Below are 18,349 nucleotides of genomic sequence, written 5' to 3' on the forward strand. Positions count from 1 at the left end.
CATAAAGTTACTGCTTAGATTGCAAAGGATCGCTTGGTTTATGATTAAATTATCTTTTTATTTTTAGCATGTTGTAACCTAATTCAAAATGAGAGCGATAAAAACAAAACACATCGCTACCAATTTTAAAAAAGACAATCATCGAATGATAACAATACGGCATTAAATACTACTGACATAAATAAAAGGTTGCAACGCAAGTTCCACACCTTTTAAAATATCAAACTTGTAATCAATCCATAAAAGCACAAGTACATTAAATTGACTTTAAGAGTCAATTTTAATATGATTTTATAATTTTAAAGTAATGCAGAAGAGCTATTGCTACTTATTTTGACTAAGTTTAGCATGTGTAAACAAGACTTGTACTATAGTTTTTATCTATTAAAAATTAAATTATCTACGAATGCTTTTTAGTAAATTTGCTTTAATTAAATAAAAAATCAATCATCCTATGGAAAATAATACGAAACCAACATCCTACAATGTAAATGGTGAAAGCAAATGTCCCTTTTCTGCTGGAGCAAATGCTCCAAAACAAAGTGAGAGAAATGGAAAAACAAATCGCGACTGGTGGCCAAACCAATTAAAATTAAACATTTTGCGCCAAAACGCATTAGAATCTAATCCAATGGGAGCTCATTTCAATTATGCGGAAGAGTTCAAATCTGTAGATTTAGAGGCTTTAAAAAAAGACATTACAGATGTTATCACTACCTCTCAAGACTGGTGGCCTGCTGATTATGGCAGCTATGGTCCATTTTTCATTCGGTTAGCTTGGCACAGCGCAGGAACGTATCGTATTGCTGATGGACGTGGAGGAGCAGGTTTTGGAACACAACGTTTTGCGCCTCTAAACAGTTGGCCAGATAATGCAAACTTAGATAAGGCACGTTTATTATTATGGCCTATCAAACAAAAATATGGTAATAAAGTTTCTTGGGCTGACTTAATAGTTCTTGTAGGAAACTGCGCATTAGAATCTGCTGGTTTTGAAACTTTTGGTTTTGCTGGAGGCCGTTTAGATGTTTGGGAACCACAAGAAGATATTTATTGGGGTCCTGAAAAAGAATGGTTGTCATTAAGTACAGAACCGCATAGCCGTTACTCTGGTGATCGTGAATTAGAAAATCCTTTGGCTGCAGTTCAAATGGGATTAATTTATGTAAACCCTGAAGGTCCTGACGGTAATCCTGATCCACTTTTGGCAGCACATGATATTAGAGAGACATTTGCCCGTATGGCGATGAATGATGAAGAAACTGTCGCACTTTGTGCAGGAGGACATACCCTAGGAAAAACTCACGGTGCCGCTGACCCAAATAAATATGTGGGAGCAGAACCTGCTGGTGCAGCTATCGAAGAGCAAAACCTTGGATGGAAAAACACTTATGGAACTGGGAATGGTGCTGATACGATTACAAGCGGATTAGAAGGTGCATGGACTACCACACCGGTTACTTGGAGTAATAATTATTTCGAAAACTTGTTTGGTTTTGAATGGGAATTGACAAAAAGTCCCGCTGGAGCACATCAATGGAAACCAGTAGGAAATGCAGGAGCTGGCACGGTTCCTGATGCACACGATCCAACTAAAACACACCAACCTTTTATGTTGACTACTGATTTATCATTGCGAGTAGATCCAGCATATGAGAAAATTTCAAGACACTTTTTAGCTAACCCGGCTGAGTTTAATGATGCTTTTGCAAGAGCATGGTTCAAACTGACGCACAGAGATATGGGACCTAAAGTGCGCTACTTGGGATCTGAAGTTCCTGCCGAAGAATTAATTTGGCAAGATCCTGTTCCTGCGGTAACGCATCAATTAATTGATGAACAAGATATTACTTTGCTTAAAGAAAACCTTCTTGCCTCAGGATTAACTGTGCCAGAATTAGTGAGTACTGCATGGGCATCAGCATCTACCTTCCGTGGATCAGATAAACGTGGTGGTGCTAATGGTGCTCGTATACGTTTAGAACCACAAAAAGATTGGAAAGTAAATAACCCATCGCAATTAGAACGTGTGTTACATACTTTAGAAAACATTAAAAACGAGTTCAACAATGCGCAAACTACTGGTAAAAAAGTCTCTGTTGCTGACCTTATTGTTTTAGGTGGTAGCGCAGGTATTGAAAAAGCTGCCTCAAATGCTGGACAGCAGGTGTCAGTTCCTTTCACACCAGGAAGAACAGATGCGTCACAAGAACAAACAGATATAGAATCTTTTTCAGTTCTAGAGCCACAAGCAGATGGATTCCGTAATTATGTAAAAACAAAATTTACTGTTTCTGCTGAAGAAATGTTGGTAGACAAAGCACAGTTATTAACATTAACAGCTCCTGAAATGACCGTTCTTGTAGGAGGTATGCGCGTATTAAATACCAACTTTGACCAATCTCAAAATGGGGTTTTCACCAATAAAAAAGAAGCGCTGACAAATGATTTCTTTTTGAATTTACTTGATTTAGGAACTACATGGAAAGCAGTGTCAGAATCAGATGATGCCTTTGTAGGAAGTGACCGTGTGGTCGGCGGATTGAAATGGATTGGAACTCGAGCAGATTTAATTTTTGGTTCAAATTCAGAACTTAGAGCTATTGCTGAAGTTTATGGATATGCAAATGGTCAGGAAAAATTCACAAAAGACTTCATCGCAGCATGGACTAAGGTGATGAATCTAGATCGTTTCGACTTAGTATAATTTTAGATTTTTAATTTGTTTAAAAAGGTGATCTGGTAACGGGTCACCTTTTTTTATAGATTAAATTGAAGGTCAGTTATACTTTCTAGCTTATCAAAGATTGCAAAAATATTTAGTATCAATATTTTATTACAGTTGCATGTTTTGATACTCATTGAATAAAAACTCCTTTACAAGCTTTGTAGTGTTTAATTTTGAGAAACGCATTTACAAATATTTTTTTAATTTTAAGCCTATTTCAAGGCGTCTGTTTTTTTTGTAGATTTTACTCAATTACAATGTTTTTTTACTTTTTTATTTGCTTGTTTTAGTCCTAATTCCTTTGATTTATTTAAATCTAAACATCCACAAATTTTATCTTTAGCCTTTATTTTTGCTAACCCTCTATTGTAATAGGCTTCAGCAGATTTAGGATTGATTCGTATTGCCATTCCATAATCAGCCATTGCTCCATCATAATCCTTTATTTTGTTTTTTGCATTTCCTCTGCCGTAATAAGCATCTGCATCGTCAGAAACCAAATCTATATAGGTACTATAATCATCAATTGCTCCTTTGAAATCTTTCGATTTTTTCTTAGCGCGCGCTCTATTGAAATAGGCTTCAATATAATTAGGATTAATTTCTATTGCTTTATTAAAATAAAAGATTGCTTCTTTATAAGTTTTCAATTCATCTTTGGCATATCCAATAGAGAAATAAGCAATAGCATGATTTGGATTAATCTTGATTGCTTTAATGTAATCAGAAATGGCCCCTTTATAGTTTTTCATTTCATCTTTCGCAAATCCTCTTTTATAATAAGAATCCGCATCTGAACCATTAACACGTATCGCTTTATCATAATCCAAAATTGATCCTGCAAAGTCAAGCATATTGCTTTTTGCATTAGCCCTGTTTAAATAAGCATCTTCATTAGAAGGATATCTCTCCAAAACTTTATTGAAATCTAATACAGCTCCTCCATAATCCTCTACTATATTTTTAGCATAGCCTCTACCAAAAAATGCTTCTATGTAATCAGGATTTAGTTCAATTGCTCTGTCGAACTCTTTTACTGCTGCATTGTAGTCCTCTAGTTTAATTTTAGAAAAAGCCTTTTTATAAAATGATTCCGCAAATACATTATTAAAAGTGACTTCATTTGTCTGACTATAACAATTAATACAGCTATAAAAAGTAAATATTAAAAAATATATTCTCATAATTTGAAATTAAAAGTATTTTAAAATTAAACTATATATATGAATTAAAAAAGAATGGATAATATCCATTAAATTAACTTAAATATATTCGAATAAAATCTTCTCTACAACTTTAACTCCATAAAAAAGCCGTCCAAATTTATCGGGACGGCTTATTATTTGATATTATAAAGACTATAAAATGTAATCCGTATTGATGAAATTTGATTCTTTACTACTTAACAATTCCTGTAAGATGGCATTATTATAAGCGTTGTCTTTGGATGCCACAAAAGTTCTAATCGAGAACGAACGCAAGGCATCATGTATGCTTAATGTTCCTACAGCAGAATCTTTTCGTCCTGTAAACGGTAAAACATCTGGACCTCTTTGACAAGAACTATTCAAGTTTACTCTACATACTAAATTAACTAAGGTATCTATAAGTGGTGCAATCGTTTTTATATCTCTCCCAAACAAACTCACTTGTTGTCCGTAATTCGATTCGGCCATATCATTTAGAGGCTCTTGAATGTCTTTAAAAGTCATTACAGGTACTACTGGACCAAATTGCTCCTCATGATACACTCTCATTTCTTTGTTTACTGGAAATAAAACGGCTGGAAAGATATAATTAGCAGTGTGCTGTCCTCCTTTTTCGTTGATGATTGCTGCTCCCTTTTTGACAGCATCATCTATCAACTCTTGGATATAGGCAGGTTTTTCTTTTTCTGGCAAAGGCGTCAAAAAGACTGAAGCATCCCATGGATTTCCAAAAACTAAGGAATCTACTTTGGTTGCAAAACGCTTATTAAACTCATCTGCAATGGATTCATGTACATACAATACTTTCAAGGCTGTACAACGCTGCCCATTAAACGATAAAGAGCCTGCTATACATTCCTGGATAGCCAAATCTAAGTCAGCATCTGGTAAAATGATTGCTGGATTTTTAGCTTCCAAACCTAGTATCAAACGCAATCGGTTTTTATTAGGATGTTGGTCCTGTAACGCAATCGCTGATGTACTATTTCCGATTAAAGCTAAAATTGCTACTTTACCAGATTTCATAATCGGCGAAGCTACTTCACGTCCACGTCCATATACAATATTAATAGCTCCTTTTGGAAAACTATTCCGGAATGCTTCTAATAAAGGGGAGATTACCAAAACACCTAGTTTTGCTGGCTTAAAAATAACAGGATTCCCCATAATTAAGGCAGGAATCAGCAACGAAAAAGTTTCATTTAACGGATAATTATAAGGTCCAAGGCATAAAACAACCCCAAGCGGTCCTCTGCGAACCATAGCATTAATTCCTTGAACTTTAGAAAATTTAGCACTACGGCTGTTTAATTCTTTTAAGCTGTCAATGGTATCATAAATATATTCTACTGTTCTATCAAATTCTTTCTCAGAATCACCCAATGATTTTCCAATTTCCCACATCAATAATTTAACAACTTCTTTACGGGTGGTCTTCATTTGAGTAACAAAATTTTCCATGCATTTTATGCGATCAGAAACTTTCATTGTTGGCCATAATCCTTGACCATTATTATAAGCCGCACTAGCTGATTCAACGGCTTCCAGAGCTTCGGCTTCTCCCATAAACGGAACGGATCCTAATATAGTTGGACCATACTCCGCTGTAGAAGATATAGTTGAAAAAACAGCCGTGGTCTGACCTTCCCATTTCTTTAATTCACCATCCACTAAATAAGTATCTTGATTCAACAATGATGTAATCTGATATTCTTCTGGTATTAAATTCATATAAAGCGTGTTAAATTAATTATTCAAATAAATAAAAGCGACAATCTTATGCTTCTTTTTTATGGCTCAATTATTTCTCCATCCCATTCTAAAATCCCGCCCAATAAGTTATAAGCGTTTTCAAAACCAAGTTGATTCATTATTTCACAGGCTTTTGCACTACGCATTCCAGAGCGGCAATAGACATAGTACTTTTTATGCTTGTCTAAAGCTTCTATTTCGCTTACAAAATCTTGTCCTCGGTGAATATCGATGTTGATAGCATTTGCTATGAAACCTTCGTTAAATTCGGCTTCCGTTCTCACATCGAGAATGACTGCATTTTCATCCGCTTCAAATTGAGCAACCCAATCTTCTTGTTGTAAATTCATAATGATGTTTTTTGTAAAAATACAACGTTTTTACCGAACATTAAACGCAACAATTGTTAATTAGAAACTATTTGCAAGAAATCGTTTTCGCAAAACATTAACTATCAAGAAACTATAAAAACGACCTTCTTTTTCACAAAAAAACAGTCTACCATTCCTATAGGTAATTAAATTTTAATAGATGTAAAATCAAGCAGTTATCTTTTTTTTTGTACAAAAACCCTCCTCAATTTTAAGTTATTTAAACTACTTTTACACTACAAAACATAGAAAAAAGACTAAAATGCTTGATCCAATAAAAAAAAATTTCCCCACATTTTCTACTGAATTAGTAAAAGAAATTGAAACTAGCGCCACAATACATTCCTTTCTAGCGGGAACTATTATCATCCGAACAGGACAATACATAAAAAACACTGTTTTGGTTATTAGTGGAAAAATTAAAGTCTACCGAGAAGATGAAAATGGCGGCGAATTTTTTATGTACTACTTGCAACCCGGACAAGCCTGCGCTATTTCAATGATTTGCGCCACCAAGAATGAAAAAAGCCAAATTATGGCAAAAGTTGTTGAGGATGTAGAACTAATCATGGTCCCATTGCCCTTAATGGATAAATGGATGATGCAGCACCGCAGCTGGTATGAATTTGTTATCGATACTTACAGAAGTCGTTTTGAAGAGGTGCTCGAAGTAATTGATAGCATTGCTTTTCGGGCGATGGACGAGCGCTTAGAATTTTATTTAAAGCGCCACGCTGAGGTTTGTGATTGCAAAGAATTAAAGCTTTCTCATCAGGAAATTGCCTCTGAATTGAACACGTCTCGAGAAGTAATTTCACGTTTACTAAAGAAAATGGAGCAGCGGGGTTTGGTCACTTTACACCGAAATAATATTGAACTCCTGAAATAAATTTTGTTCTACAAAGAATATTTTCTGTAAATAAAATTATTCAAACCGTCACTTCGAAAAATTTACAAATGGAATATTTAGGTTATTTTGCTTCGATTATTATTGGACTTTCATTGGGATTAATTGGAGGTGGAGGATCGATTCTTGCAGTTCCAATTTTAGTGTACCTTTTCAAAATTCATCCGGAGCAAGCCACAAGTTATTCCTTATTTATCGTTGGAGTGACTGCTATGATAGGAAGTTACAGTCACTACCGCCTTGGCAATTTAAAAATTAAGGCAGCACTTATTTTTGCGATTCCTTCCGTATTTTCTTTGCTTTTTGTAAGAGATATTATTCTTTCAAAAATTCCAGCGCTTCTTTTTACCATACATAATTTTGAAGTATCAAAAAATTTATTGATCATGATTGTGTTTGCTTTTCTTATGATTGCGGCATCTATATCGATGATCAAAAAATCAAATACAAAAAAAACACCTCCAAAAGACAGTTTTAGTAGAATTGCTATCATTGGACTTTTGGTCGGTTTTATCACTGGATTTCTAGGAGCTGGCGGCGGTTTCTTGATCATTCCGGCCTTACTTTTCTTTGCAAATTTACCAATGAAACAAGCCATTGGCACCTCATTATTGATTATCTTTATTAATTCATTAATTGGCTTTGGTGGTGACGTATGCAACGGTATTATTATAAATTATAAATTACTTTTTACAATATCTGCTATAGCAATAATTGGAATGTTCCTTGGTACTTATTTGTCAAAAAAAATAGATGGAGCAAAACTGAAACCAGCTTTTGGTTGGTTTGTATTAGTAATGGGATTTTATATTATAATCAAAGAATTTTTCCTGACTTAAAATAGGAATGTAACAATTGTCACTGTATATCCTAAAAAACGGAAGTACATTTGTGCTGTAAATTAAAAAAACAAAATCATGCAAATAGAACAAATATATACTGGATGTTTAGCGCAAGGCGCTTACTATATTACTTCAAACGGGGAAGCAGCTATTATTGATCCACTGCGTGAAACCCAACCCTATTTGGAACGACTTGAAAGAGATGGTGTGAAATTAAAATATATTTTTGAAACCCATTTCCATGCTGACTTTGTTTCTGGACATGTAGATTTAAGTCGTCAAACTGCTGCTCCTATCGTTTATGGACCTAATGCAACCTGTGAATTTGATTGCATTTCTGCAAAAGACGGACAAGAATTCACCATTGGAAACATCAAAATAAAGGTCCTACACACTCCAGGACATACTATGGAAAGCTCCACTTATTTATTGATTGACGAAAACGGTAAAGATCACGCTATTTTTTCAGGCGATACTTTGTTCATTGGAGATGTAGGAAGGCCAGATTTAGCCCAAAAGGCAGCACACATGACACAGGAACAACTAGCCGCTACGCTCTTCCATTCGTTACGGAATAAAATTATGACTTTAGCAGATGATGTTATTGTCTATCCCGCTCATGGTGCGGGAAGTGCTTGTGGAAAAAACATGAGTAAGGAAACCGTTTCAACCATAGGCGAACAAAAAAACACAAATTATGCATTGAGATCAGATATGACTGAAGCAGCGTTTATTCAAGAAGTAACCGAAGGTTTATTGCCACCACCAGCTTATTTTGGCATGAATGTGGCCATGAACAAAAAAGGATACGATAGCTTTGAAAATGTTCTAAATTTAGGAATGCGGGCGCTTTCACCTTTAGAATTTGAAGTTGCCGCTGATGAAACCGGAGCTTTACTCTTGGACACTCGCAAAAATGGAGAATTTGCAAAAGGATTTATTCCGCAGTCAATAAATATTGGAATTGACGGTGATTTTGCTCCATGGGTAGGTGCTTTAATTGCTGATGTGCAGCAGCCCATCCTTATTGTTTGCGAACCAGGACAAGAGGAAGAAACGGTCACCCGATTGAGTCGTGTCGGTTTTGACAATTTAATGGGACATTTAGCAGGCGGTTTTGTTGCTTGGGCAAAAGCTGGAAAAGAAATTGATACTGTAAATAGAATCACAGCAGAAAAATTTGCGAAAGAAGTAAAAATTGGTGAAAGTAAAATAATTGATATTCGTAAAGAAAGTGAATATTGTGCAGAGCACATTGAAGAATCGTACAGCAAGCCATTAGCCGCTATCAATGAGTGGATAGAAGATATTAATCCAAAAGAACATTTTTACTTGCATTGCGCTGGTGGATACCGCAGTATGATCGCCGCTTCAATACTAGAAGCCCGTGGTTTTAGAAATTTTACCGAAATTGAAGGCGGTTTCAATGCAATCGCTAAAACAACGATTCCAAAAACTGATTTTGTATGCCAAAGCAAGGTTTTAAAATAATTGAATAACTAAATACAGTGCTATCATGAAAAAAAATATGGGTTCAACAGACAAGATTATTCGAATTGCAATAGCAGTAATCATCGCTATATTGTATTTCACTAATACGATCAGCGGCACAGTCGCATTAGTTTTAGGAGCTTTTGCTGTTATTTTTTTACTAACAAGCTTTATCAGTTTTTGTCCGCTGTATTCCCCGTTTGGAATTTCAACTCGAAAAAAAATATAAAATGTCTGATTTAAAATGTGGCGCTACTTCTTTGGATAAACCACTGGATGCTGCCTATTGGGAGGCACATTACTGCGCTAAAACCACCGGCTGGGATTTAGGTACAGTTGCTCCTCCCATAAAAATGTACATTGCTAAAATCGTTGACAAAAACAGTAGAATTCTGATTCCTGGCTGTGGCAACAGCTACGAAGCCGAATACCTATTGAAGCAAGGATTTACAGATATTACTGTTATCGATATTGCACCAACACCTGCTTCAATTTTACAAGAAAAGTATAAAAAGAATGCTGCCATTCAGATTGTATTAGGCGATTTTTTTGAGCATCAAGGAAACTATGATTTGATTATTGAACAAACTTTTTTCTGTGCTTTACCGCCTACAATGCGTCAAAAATACGTTTGGAAAATGCATCAACTTTTGGCAGATAAGGGAATTTTAGCTGGTTTATTATTCAGTAGAACATTTGAATCTGGACCTCCTTTTGGAGGCAACCAAGAAGAATACGAAATGCTTTTTAAAGACGCTTTTAGTTTTTTAGAAATGGGAATGACTCAAAATTCAATTGCACCAAGAGCTAATTCAGAATTGTTTTTCGAATTGAGAAAGAACAGTACCGTTTTTGTTAACATGTATCAATCTGAAAACATCAAGTGCAGTACTTCCTCTTCAGATGTAACAGAAAAACTTTTCACAATTGAAGGTGTTTTAAATGTTAGCAGAAGCAGTGATTTTGAAGAAATCCTTATTGTTAGCATTGCTCCTATTGATAGCAAAACTATCAAAGATGCTCTTTCCAACAGTAAAGAAAATTAAAAATTAAATTAATATTCCTTTTAATGCAACAAAAATGAAAGCATTACTTTTTACAAATTGGCATACGATGCGCTGGGTTCGGCTGGCCTTTGCCTTATTTTTATTTGCCCAAGCGTATATCGTCAAAGAATGGATGTTCATTGGTCTTGGACTGTTTTTCTTCATTCAAGTAATTTTTAACTTAGGTTGCGGTATAAATGGCTGCAGCATTCCGAAAACTAAAAACAAAACATATGAGTAATTTTGATACAATTATCGAATCCGACAAACCGGTTTTAATCGATTTTTTTGCAACATGGTGTGGTCCGTGCCAAATTCTTGGACCCATTTTAAAAGAAGTTAAGGATAATTTGGGAGATCGTGTTTCCATCTTAAAAATCGATGTAGACAAAAATCAACAGATTGCAAGCAAATATCAGGTTCGCGGTGTTCCTACAATGATATTATTTCAAAACGGAAAACAGTTGTGGAGACAATCAGGCGTATTAACCAAGGAGCAGATCATCCAAACCATTGTAGAAAAAAGCAATAAATAAACCTAAAACAATACCTGTAAAAATGGTAATACTTTGACTGACTGTGATTACATATGCCCTTATTTTCTTTTGTTTAGTAGTTAAAAATAATTTTACAAACCGAAAAAAACTGGGCCAATCGTATTATTGTCCTACCTTAGTCATCCTATGGAAAAGCAACGAAAATACAAACTTTCAAGATCAGAATCTTTATTTGTAAGAGGACCTTTGACACGAATAAAAAACCTATCCTTTGTTTTTAAAGTCCTCTTTAACTTTATTAGAGCTTTTCAAAAAATGCATTTTATAGGCCCCTGCGTTACCGTTTTTGGTTCTGCTCGATTTGGTCCTGAAACACAACATTATAAAAGTGCGGAACGCATTGGTACTGGAATAGCTAATTTAGGTTTTACAGTGATGACGGGAGGCGGCCCTGGAATTATGGAAGCCGCAAATAAAGGTGCCTTTCAAACGGGCGGATACTCTGTAGGAATTAATATAATCCTTCCAACAGAGCAAAAACCAAATCCCTACTTGCACAAGTGGATTTATATTCCTTATTTCTTTGTACGGAAAGTAATTCTAATAAAATATTCCTATGCATTTGTGGTAATGCCAGGAGGAATGGGCACATTAGATGAATTATTTGAAGCATTAACTTTAATTCAAAATAAAATTATTAATAATTTTCCAATTGTAATTTTTGATTCTGTTTATCACAAAGAATTGAGTCATCACATTCAAAGAATGGCAGACAATGAAAGTATCAGTCCTCAAGATATGAAACTCTTATTTATAACTGACTCAGAAGAGGAAGTAATAGAACATATTCAAAAACATGCAATTAAAAAATTTGGTTTGAAAAAACAAGAGTACAAAGCCAGATGGTGGCTTGGCGAAAAAAACAGATAATGATACATTCAATTTTATGAAAAAAGTAAAGAAAAAAAAGGTTGAATAGCAATTGTACTACTTCCTTATTACTTTCTAATAAATTTTTCATTCGCTTTATCATATTTTTTAAGAATTACTCTTTCAGCCACTTGTATAAAACTTCCTCTAAATGACAACGAATAATTGGTTTTGAAACATAATCATCCATTCCAGACTCCAAACATTTTTCTTTCTCACCCAGCATGATTCCTGCTGTTAAAGCAATTATAGGGATATTATTGTATTTTTTTAAATGTTTAATTTCAGCTGTTGTTTGATATCCATTTTTATGTGGCATTTGTATGTCCATTAAAATTAGATCTAACTTCTCTTTCTTGTACATTTTAATCGCTTTTTCCCCATCTGACGCTTCTAATATAGTACAGCCAGGAAGTATCGATTTAAGCAACGTTCTAACCAAAAGCATGTTGATCTTATTATCTTCCACAACCAATATTGTTTTGGTAGAGTAATCAATACAAGAAAATGTGTTGTTTTCATCTACAGTTTTTACTTCTTGAACTCCTGATGTATTCTTGTGTTGCCCTCTTTCTAATGTCAAGTTAAAATAAAACTCACTACCCTGTCCAAATGTACTTTTTAATTGTATCTCACTATTCATCAAACCTAAAAGCTGATTCGAGATCGCTAATCCAAGTCCTGTCCCGCCAAATTTGCGGGTAATAGAACAATCCTCTTGAATAAAAGATTGAAATACTTTTTCTTGATTTTCTTGCTTTATTCCAATTCCAGTATCCTTGACAGAGAAGTGTAGATGACATTGATTCATATCTCCAGAAATAAGATCACACCCTAAAGATAAATGTACGTAACCAATTTTAGTAAATTTCAAAGCATTACCTACTAAATTTACCAAAACCTGTTTTAACCGTATAGAGTCGCCTAATACAAATTTAGGAACTGTGTTTTCAATGTTTAAAATGAGATCTATTTTCTTGGCTTCTGCATGGAATTTAAAAATATCAATAACATGATGGGTGATGTCAAAAAGATTTATTTCTTCAACATTCAATTCTAATTTTCCAGACTCAATTTTTGAAAAATCTAAAATATCATTAATGATTTCGATTAAAATGGTTGCTGATTCATTAACCGCGCTCATGTATTCTTTTTGATTAACGTCTAGATTTGTTCTCATTAACAAATCAGTAAAGCCAATGATACCGTTTAAAGGAGTCCTAATTTCATGACTCATATTTGTCAAAAAACTGGATTTAGCCCTATTAGCTGATTCAGCTGATTCTTTAGCCTTTGTCAGCTCAATTTCCAACTTTTTTAGTTCTGTTATTTCTATAAAACTGATAATTACTTCACTTATATCTCCAGCAGCATTAAAAACAGGAAAGCCATTGATAAAATGCCATTGAACAGCTGTAATGTCTGGCTTTTTTATGCCAATAGTAAAATTAGTAAGTGGTTTTTTAGTTCTTATAATTTGATTTACGGGATAGTTTTCTACCGGTAATTGTTGATAATCATCTTTTACAAATTCCCAAATTGGATTAAAACTCTGTTTTTCTTTTATTTGTTCCTTACTCAAACCAATGAGTTCAGAAGCCTTTGGGTTGGAATAAAGGATGGAAGCATCCTTATTATGCAAAATGATCCCAACATCAAGATTATTCAATAAATCCCGATATCGTTTTTCACTTTCAGTCAAAGCAAATTCTGTTTCTTTCAGGTCTGTAATGTCTACTATTGTCATCAACACATGCTCTTTATTCTCCGAAAGAATTCCAGTCAAATACACATTTGTTAAAGCAGTATCTTCTAATAATAATTTAATTTCACAGCACTCATTTTTATTAGAGTTAGATACGGAATCTAAAAATTTATTAAATGCCGATTTAGTGTCATCAGAAACAAAAAAACCAAATTGACTATTGATTAATTTTGATCTGTCTTTATGCAATAACTGGGAACCTGAAAGATTTAGTTCGATTATAAAGCCTGAATTGGTAAGTGTAAAATAGCCTACGGGAGCAAAATCATAAAGTTCTGTATATTTTTGAATTGCATTTTCAGCAGCTTCTTTAGCAAGAATCAGTTCTTCTTTTTGCATCTCCAACTCTATTTGATGAACTTCTAATTCATGGATCAGTTTTAATGTTTCCCATTCTGAAAGTGGAGAACTATATTTTGATTCTTTAATTAAATATAGTTCCTCTGCTTTTTGTCTTATTCTAAGAAGGGAATCGGTTTTTTTTTCAATATTACCCATAAGTGCTATTTTTTAAAATACTACTATTTGAACAATCTATAATTGGAAATTATGGAACCTTTTCTTGATCTATACTGCTATTTCATGTATGAAAAATTGAATATTTTTTTGATTACCAATAAAATATACAGTACTGATAAATTCTATATTGATACTACTCTTACTTGCCGTTTCCATATCCTTGTAATCGGATTGAAATGATTTTTTTTCACTCAATTCAAGGAATGATTTTTTATTTTCTATAATATTTTTTAGAAATTCAACAGTCCACACTTCTTTGCCAATAAAGCTTTCTTTAGAAAGACCTATTAAATTAATAAAAAAAGGATTAACAGCATTTATCTTTCCTGTTGCCCCATCAACAAATAAAATTCCATCTTTTACAGAATCGAAAAGATGTTTGTAACGAGTTTCAGCATTGACTAAAGCTTCTTGAACAAAAACACGATCTGAAATATCCCTTATAATGCACTGTATTACTTTTTTAGTGTTGACTAAATAAACATTACTTACAAATTCAACATGTATCTTTCTTCCTTTTGCTGTTTCAAGAGGTAAGTTCTCATAGCGAACAAACTCTTTTTTTTGCAATTCTAAAAATTTGTCTTTATTAGCTACAATATCTTTTAAAGAACCTATTTCCCAAATTGATTTTTCGATAAACTGCTCATACGAATAGCCAAGCATACCGACTAAAAATGGATTTACATCGATTATTTTCCCGGTATCAAAATTAAGAATTAAAATTCCATCTTTGGCAGATTCAAAAAGACGACGATACTGATTCTCTAATTTTAGTAATTCTTCTGCTTGCTTTGCTGCTGTAATATCAGTAAAAGTTATCACAAGTCCGTCAATTCGATCGTCAAGAGTTCGATAAGGCATGATCCGAACATCGTAAAATCGATCATTATGTGATGCAATTTCTTTTTGAATCGGTACCAGTGTTTTGATGACTTTAAGAGCATTATTAGCCATTTCAGGATAGATCAAATCACATACTAAATCAGTAAAAGGCCTGCCGGTATCCGTTACACGTAATTTGAATATCTTTGTCACAGGATCAGTAAATCGACGAATATTTAATTCTTTGTCTAAAAAAAGAGTTGCTATCTCCGTGCTATTAAGCAGGTTTTTCATGTCATTATTTGCCTGTTCAAAGTCAATTAATTTACTTTGTAACTCTGTATTTACGGTCTGCAACTCTTCGTTTAGACTCTGTAACTCTTCCTTTGATGTAGTTAATTCTTCATTAGTAGATTGTAGTTCTTCATTCGTGGATTGTAATTCTTCATTAGTAGATTTAAGTTCCTCCTGAGAAGTTTGCATTTCTTCTCGAACGCTGTTCAAATCTTCATTACTACGAACGAGGGCCCCTTCCAGTTCACGTTGTTTAATGTTTGACGTTTGTTTTCTTGATTTTAAAGTACTCGAAATATTTTCGGATACAGGTTGGATATCATTAAAAACAACAAGAATCATCCCTTTTATCGCATCGGGACTTTCTATTTGTTGTACCGTCACATTAATAAAATGATATATTCCATTTTCAGAAATCTTTACATTTTCAATAAACACGGGATCAAAATTTTGTATGGCTTTCCGAAACGCAACCGGCAACTCATGTCTAAGACCTTCTCGCGCCATGGCATGAACATTCCAGTTAGCTTTGCCAGCAACTGGTTCTAAATATTTCCCGGTTCTACCCGTAATATAAATAATATCTCCCTTGCTGTTAACCAGAATACTTGCTGGTGAAAAACGTTGCAGGACGATCTGATCTGTTAGAGTTTGTATGTTTTCAACAACATTAGTTTTATTCATAGTGTCAATAGTTATTCTTTTTTGATGGGAAAAACAACTTGGAAAGTTAGCAAATTTAGGAGAAACTGATCTTGCAATTCGTTTGTAAAATTTCAATTTAGAATCTATTACTTCAAACCCCTTAATACTACTTGCTATCGTCTCAGCAGTTCCCAGCATCATTATTCCTCCTTGATTTAAGCTATAATTAAATAAAGTGATTAATTTATCTTGTAATTCAGGCTCCATATATATTAGCATATTACGACAAGTAAGTATGTCTAATTTTGTAAAAGGAGGGTCCTTTACTACATTATGGGGCGCAAAAACGATCATTTCGCGAATGGACGTTTTAACGCGGTATCCGTCTTTCTCCTGTGTGAAAAATTTATTTATCCGGTCTTGAGTAACATCTTTTGTTATAGTAGAATAAAAAAAACCTTTCCTAGCTTTTTCAATAGATAGAATGTCTAAATCAGTTGCAAATATTTGTACTTTAATCCTTTTAGATATATCAATCTTTGATAAAAGTTCTTCAAAAACGATAGCCAAAGAATAAGCTTCTTCTCCTGTTGAACATGCCGGAACCCAAGCCCGTAAGACATATCCACTAGGTAATTCTCTTAAAATGTTAGGAATTATTACCTCTTTAAGTTTGACCCACACTGCTGAATCCCTAAAGAAACTAGTTACTCCAATCAATAATTCTTTAAAAAGCAACTCAATCTCGTTTGGATTTTCCTGTAAAAAACGAACATAGTTTTGTGTTTTCTCTATGTCATGTATTCCCTTTCTTCTTTCGATACGCCGCATCAAGGTACTTTCTTTATACATTGAGAAATCATGTCCCGTATGTCCCCTTAATAAAATTATAATTTTATCAAGGTTATTTTTAGTTTTAAAAAGAAAATTAGACTCATCATATACCACGGAAAAATGGTTCAATATAGCTACTATTTTACTTGGTATTTCTTCAACTGAGGCGACAATATCAGGAACAACTAATTCTAATACACTACGTGGCATACTATCAAATTTTGCAGTAGCTGGATCTTGTACTACTACGATTCCATTATTTTCTTTAATAGCTTTCATTCCTAATGCACCGTCAGAACCCATACCAGAAAGAATAACCCCAATACTTTTTTCCATCAGATCCATTGCTAAAGACTTGAAGAAAATATCGATTGGTAATCGCAGACCACGAGCTTGTGTTGGAATAAATAAATGTAATTTACTATTTAACAACGACAAACTTTTATTGGGTGGAATTACGTAAACAGTATTTGGTTTTACTCTTACTGCTTCTTCGGCCTGCGAAACCTTCATTTTAGTCATCCTTTGTAATAATTCTGGCATAATTCCAATATGAGTAGGGTCTAAATGTTGAATCACAACAAAAGCCATCCCAGTATTGATCGGCATGTTTTCAAAAAATAATTCCAATGCTTCTAAGCCACCAGCTGACGCTCCAATACCAACAATAGGAAAATCATTGATACCACTTTGAAAGGGGATTGATTCTGATTTTATATCTAGAACTTCACCTTCATCAAGACTAAATTGACCGTTTTTTGCCATCACTGTTGTAACATTTTTTTAATATTAATATAGGAAGAAATAATGCAAATTTCAAACTTGATTTTTCACATCTCTTTTTTAACAAAAAGCTAATCTAAGACCTTTATAATCTTCTGGATACTTTTGATAAATAAAATAATGATGATTTTATTTATCAAAAAAAGCAAAGATCATCTATTTAATAATTGTTTTTCTAGGACTATAAATAGATAAAATATAGTAGTATGATAAATAAATTATTCCAATAAAAATAGGCACTCTAATTTCATAAACGCTAATAATTAACTACTTAAGACTAAACATTTGTTAAATTTAAAAAAAAAAAATACATTTTACACTACGAATACAAAATAAAAATACTTAAACAAATAATCACTAAATTTTTTTTACAATTAAAAAATTGCAGCAAAAAAAACTGAAAACGAAGCATTACATTTGTCTATAATAATACTTTATAAACATCCAAATATATGGTATACTTCCAAATATTTCCTTAAGATTAAAACGCAAAAGCATAATTTATTTTAATTTGCATTAAAAATAACATTTCCTTTTATAAGTAATATAAATATGAAATGTTCTATAATCTTCAATTCACTTTAAAGCCTCCTATTGATCCCAGTTTTGTTCTTAATTCTGTGATCAACGCGGCATAGCTACCAAACAAAAAATCCTCATCAAATAAATGATGAGGATTTTTCAAAGAAAGGCGACGACATACTCTCCCACATAACTGCAGTACCATCTGCGCAGGCGGGCTTAACTACTCTGTTCGGGATGGGAAGAGGTGAGCCCCGCCGCAATAACCACCTTAAGAGGTTATAATTGCTTTGGGCAATTACTGTAATGTTGTTTATTGTTGTATAAACATCAATTACATAATATCTTAACATACTGAGATAAAGAAAATAAAAAGTTTGAGAAAGTTTC

General features: G+C 33.6%; 14 protein-coding genes and 1 rRNA gene. 9 read left to right on the forward strand and 6 right to left on the reverse strand.

Going from position 1 to position 18,349, the window contains the following annotated elements; all coding sequences use genetic code 11:
• The first annotated feature begins 454 nt into the window (after positions 1-454).
• Positions 455-2,707 (forward strand): catalase/peroxidase HPI, encoded by a 2,253-nt coding sequence (gene katG, locus BLS90_RS10425; RefSeq protein WP_091257584.1) that lies wholly within the window; start codon positions 455-457, stop codon positions 2,705-2,707.
• 269 nt (positions 2,708-2,976) lie between these two features.
• On the opposite strand, the gene BLS90_RS10430 is transcribed toward katG, so the two are convergent.
• The 3 genes from BLS90_RS10430 to BLS90_RS10440 all read right to left on the reverse strand — a co-directional run bounded on the left by BLS90_RS10430 (position 2,977) and on the right by BLS90_RS10440 (position 6,038).
• Positions 2,977-3,912 (reverse strand): tetratricopeptide repeat protein, encoded by a 936-nt coding sequence (locus tag BLS90_RS10430; RefSeq protein WP_091257585.1) that lies wholly within the window; start codon positions 3,910-3,912, stop codon positions 2,977-2,979.
• A 174-nt stretch (positions 3,913-4,086) separates the two neighbouring features.
• Positions 4,087-5,667: an NADP-dependent glyceraldehyde-3-phosphate dehydrogenase gene (locus BLS90_RS10435; RefSeq protein ID WP_091257586.1), complete on the reverse strand. Its 1,581-nt coding sequence runs from the start codon at positions 5,665-5,667 to the stop codon at positions 4,087-4,089.
• 59 nt (positions 5,668-5,726) lie between these two features.
• On the reverse strand, positions 5,727-6,038 hold the full coding sequence (locus BLS90_RS10440; RefSeq protein ID WP_073354902.1) for a rhodanese-like domain-containing protein: 312 nt from the start codon (positions 6,036-6,038) through the stop codon (positions 5,727-5,729).
• Positions 6,039-6,321: 283 nt separating this feature from the next.
• On the opposite strand from BLS90_RS10440, the gene BLS90_RS10445 reads away from it, so the two are divergent.
• The 8 genes from BLS90_RS10445 (at position 6,322) to BLS90_RS10480 (ending at position 11,772) form a co-directional block, all read left to right on the forward strand.
• Positions 6,322-6,948: a Crp/Fnr family transcriptional regulator gene (locus tag BLS90_RS10445; protein WP_091257587.1), complete on the forward strand. Its 627-nt coding sequence runs from the start codon at positions 6,322-6,324 to the stop codon at positions 6,946-6,948.
• Positions 6,949-7,016: 68 nt separating this feature from the next.
• On the forward strand, positions 7,017-7,805 hold the full coding sequence (locus BLS90_RS10450) for a sulfite exporter TauE/SafE family protein (RefSeq protein ID WP_091257588.1): 789 nt from the start codon (positions 7,017-7,019) through the stop codon (positions 7,803-7,805).
• A gap of 78 nt (positions 7,806-7,883) precedes the next feature.
• Positions 7,884-9,299 carry an MBL fold metallo-hydrolase gene (locus BLS90_RS10455; protein ID WP_091257589.1) on the forward strand — a complete coding sequence of 472 codons (1,416 nt, stop codon included), beginning with the start codon at positions 7,884-7,886 and terminating at the stop codon, positions 9,297-9,299.
• Positions 9,300-9,324: 25 nt separating this feature from the next.
• Positions 9,325-9,528 carry a YgaP family membrane protein gene (locus BLS90_RS10460; RefSeq protein WP_066076681.1) on the forward strand — a complete coding sequence of 68 codons (204 nt, stop codon included), beginning with the start codon at positions 9,325-9,327 and terminating at the stop codon, positions 9,526-9,528.
• 1 nt (position 9,529) lies between these two features.
• Positions 9,530-10,345, forward strand: a complete 816-nt coding sequence (locus BLS90_RS10465; RefSeq protein WP_091257590.1) for a methyltransferase domain-containing protein — start codon at positions 9,530-9,532, stop codon at positions 10,343-10,345.
• Between the two features lie 34 nt (positions 10,346-10,379).
• The gene (locus tag BLS90_RS10470; RefSeq protein WP_091257591.1) at positions 10,380-10,586 is read left to right on the forward strand and encodes a hypothetical protein; all 207 of its coding nucleotides are present in this window, start codon (positions 10,380-10,382) and stop codon (positions 10,584-10,586) included.
• A complete protein-coding gene (gene trxA, locus BLS90_RS10475; protein WP_091257592.1) occupies positions 10,579-10,881 on the forward strand; it encodes a thioredoxin in 303 nt (100 codons plus the stop codon). Before BLS90_RS10470 ends, trxA begins: the two co-directional genes overlap by 8 nt.
• Positions 10,882-11,157: 276 nt before the next feature.
• Positions 11,158-11,772: an LOG family protein gene (locus BLS90_RS10480; RefSeq protein WP_245705090.1), complete on the forward strand. Its 615-nt coding sequence runs from the start codon at positions 11,158-11,160 to the stop codon at positions 11,770-11,772.
• Between the two features lie 115 nt (positions 11,773-11,887).
• Here the strand turns inward: BLS90_RS10480 and BLS90_RS10485 are convergent, their stop codons facing one another.
• The 3 genes from BLS90_RS10485 to rrf all read right to left on the reverse strand — a co-directional run bounded on the left by BLS90_RS10485 (position 11,888) and on the right by rrf (position 18,233).
• Positions 11,888-14,035: a PAS domain-containing hybrid sensor histidine kinase/response regulator gene (locus BLS90_RS10485; RefSeq protein WP_091257594.1), complete on the reverse strand. Its 2,148-nt coding sequence runs from the start codon at positions 14,033-14,035 to the stop codon at positions 11,888-11,890.
• 69 nt (positions 14,036-14,104) lie between these two features.
• A complete protein-coding gene (locus BLS90_RS10490) occupies positions 14,105-17,419 on the reverse strand; it encodes a chemotaxis protein CheB (RefSeq protein WP_091257595.1) in 3,315 nt (1,104 codons plus the stop codon).
• Positions 17,420-18,123: 704 nt separating this feature from the next.
• Positions 18,124-18,233 (reverse strand): 5S ribosomal RNA (gene rrf / locus BLS90_RS10495).
• Between the last annotated feature and the right edge of the window lie 116 nt (positions 18,234-18,349).

It is taken from the genome of Flavobacterium omnivorum (assembly GCF_900099915.1).
Lineage (GTDB): Bacteria > Bacteroidota > Bacteroidia > Flavobacteriales > Flavobacteriaceae > Flavobacterium > Flavobacterium omnivorum.

Bases quoted from the DNA above. Each gene is read 5' to 3' on its own strand.
- BLS90_RS10460 (WP_066076681.1), top strand. From the start codon at position 9,325: ATGAAAAAAAATATGGGTTCAACAGACAAGATTATTCGAATTGCAATA.
- BLS90_RS10435 (WP_091257586.1), bottom strand. From the start codon at position 5,667: ATGAATTTAATACCAGAAGAATATCAGATTACATCATTGTTGAATCAA.
- BLS90_RS10490 (WP_091257595.1), bottom strand. From the start codon at position 17,419: ATGGCAAAAAACGGTCAATTTAGTCTTGATGAAGGTGAAGTTCTAGAT.
- BLS90_RS10440 (WP_073354902.1), bottom strand. From the start codon at position 6,038: ATGAATTTACAACAAGAAGATTGGGTTGCTCAATTTGAAGCGGATGAA.
- BLS90_RS10465 (WP_091257590.1), top strand. From the start codon at position 9,530: ATGTCTGATTTAAAATGTGGCGCTACTTCTTTGGATAAACCACTGGAT.
- BLS90_RS10455 (WP_091257589.1), top strand. From the start codon at position 7,884: ATGCAAATAGAACAAATATATACTGGATGTTTAGCGCAAGGCGCTTAC.
- katG (WP_091257584.1), top strand. From the start codon at position 455: ATGGAAAATAATACGAAACCAACATCCTACAATGTAAATGGTGAAAGC.
- BLS90_RS10485 (WP_091257594.1), bottom strand. From the start codon at position 14,035: ATGGGTAATATTGAAAAAAAAACCGATTCCCTTCTTAGAATAAGACAA.
- trxA (WP_091257592.1), top strand. From the start codon at position 10,579: ATGAGTAATTTTGATACAATTATCGAATCCGACAAACCGGTTTTAATC.
- BLS90_RS10470 (WP_091257591.1), top strand. From the start codon at position 10,380: ATGAAAGCATTACTTTTTACAAATTGGCATACGATGCGCTGGGTTCGG.
- BLS90_RS10450 (WP_091257588.1), top strand. From the start codon at position 7,017: ATGGAATATTTAGGTTATTTTGCTTCGATTATTATTGGACTTTCATTG.
- BLS90_RS10430 (WP_091257585.1), bottom strand. From the start codon at position 3,912: ATGAGAATATATTTTTTAATATTTACTTTTTATAGCTGTATTAATTGT.
- BLS90_RS10445 (WP_091257587.1), top strand. From the start codon at position 6,322: ATGCTTGATCCAATAAAAAAAAATTTCCCCACATTTTCTACTGAATTA.
- BLS90_RS10480 (WP_245705090.1), top strand. From the start codon at position 11,158: ATGCATTTTATAGGCCCCTGCGTTACCGTTTTTGGTTCTGCTCGATTT.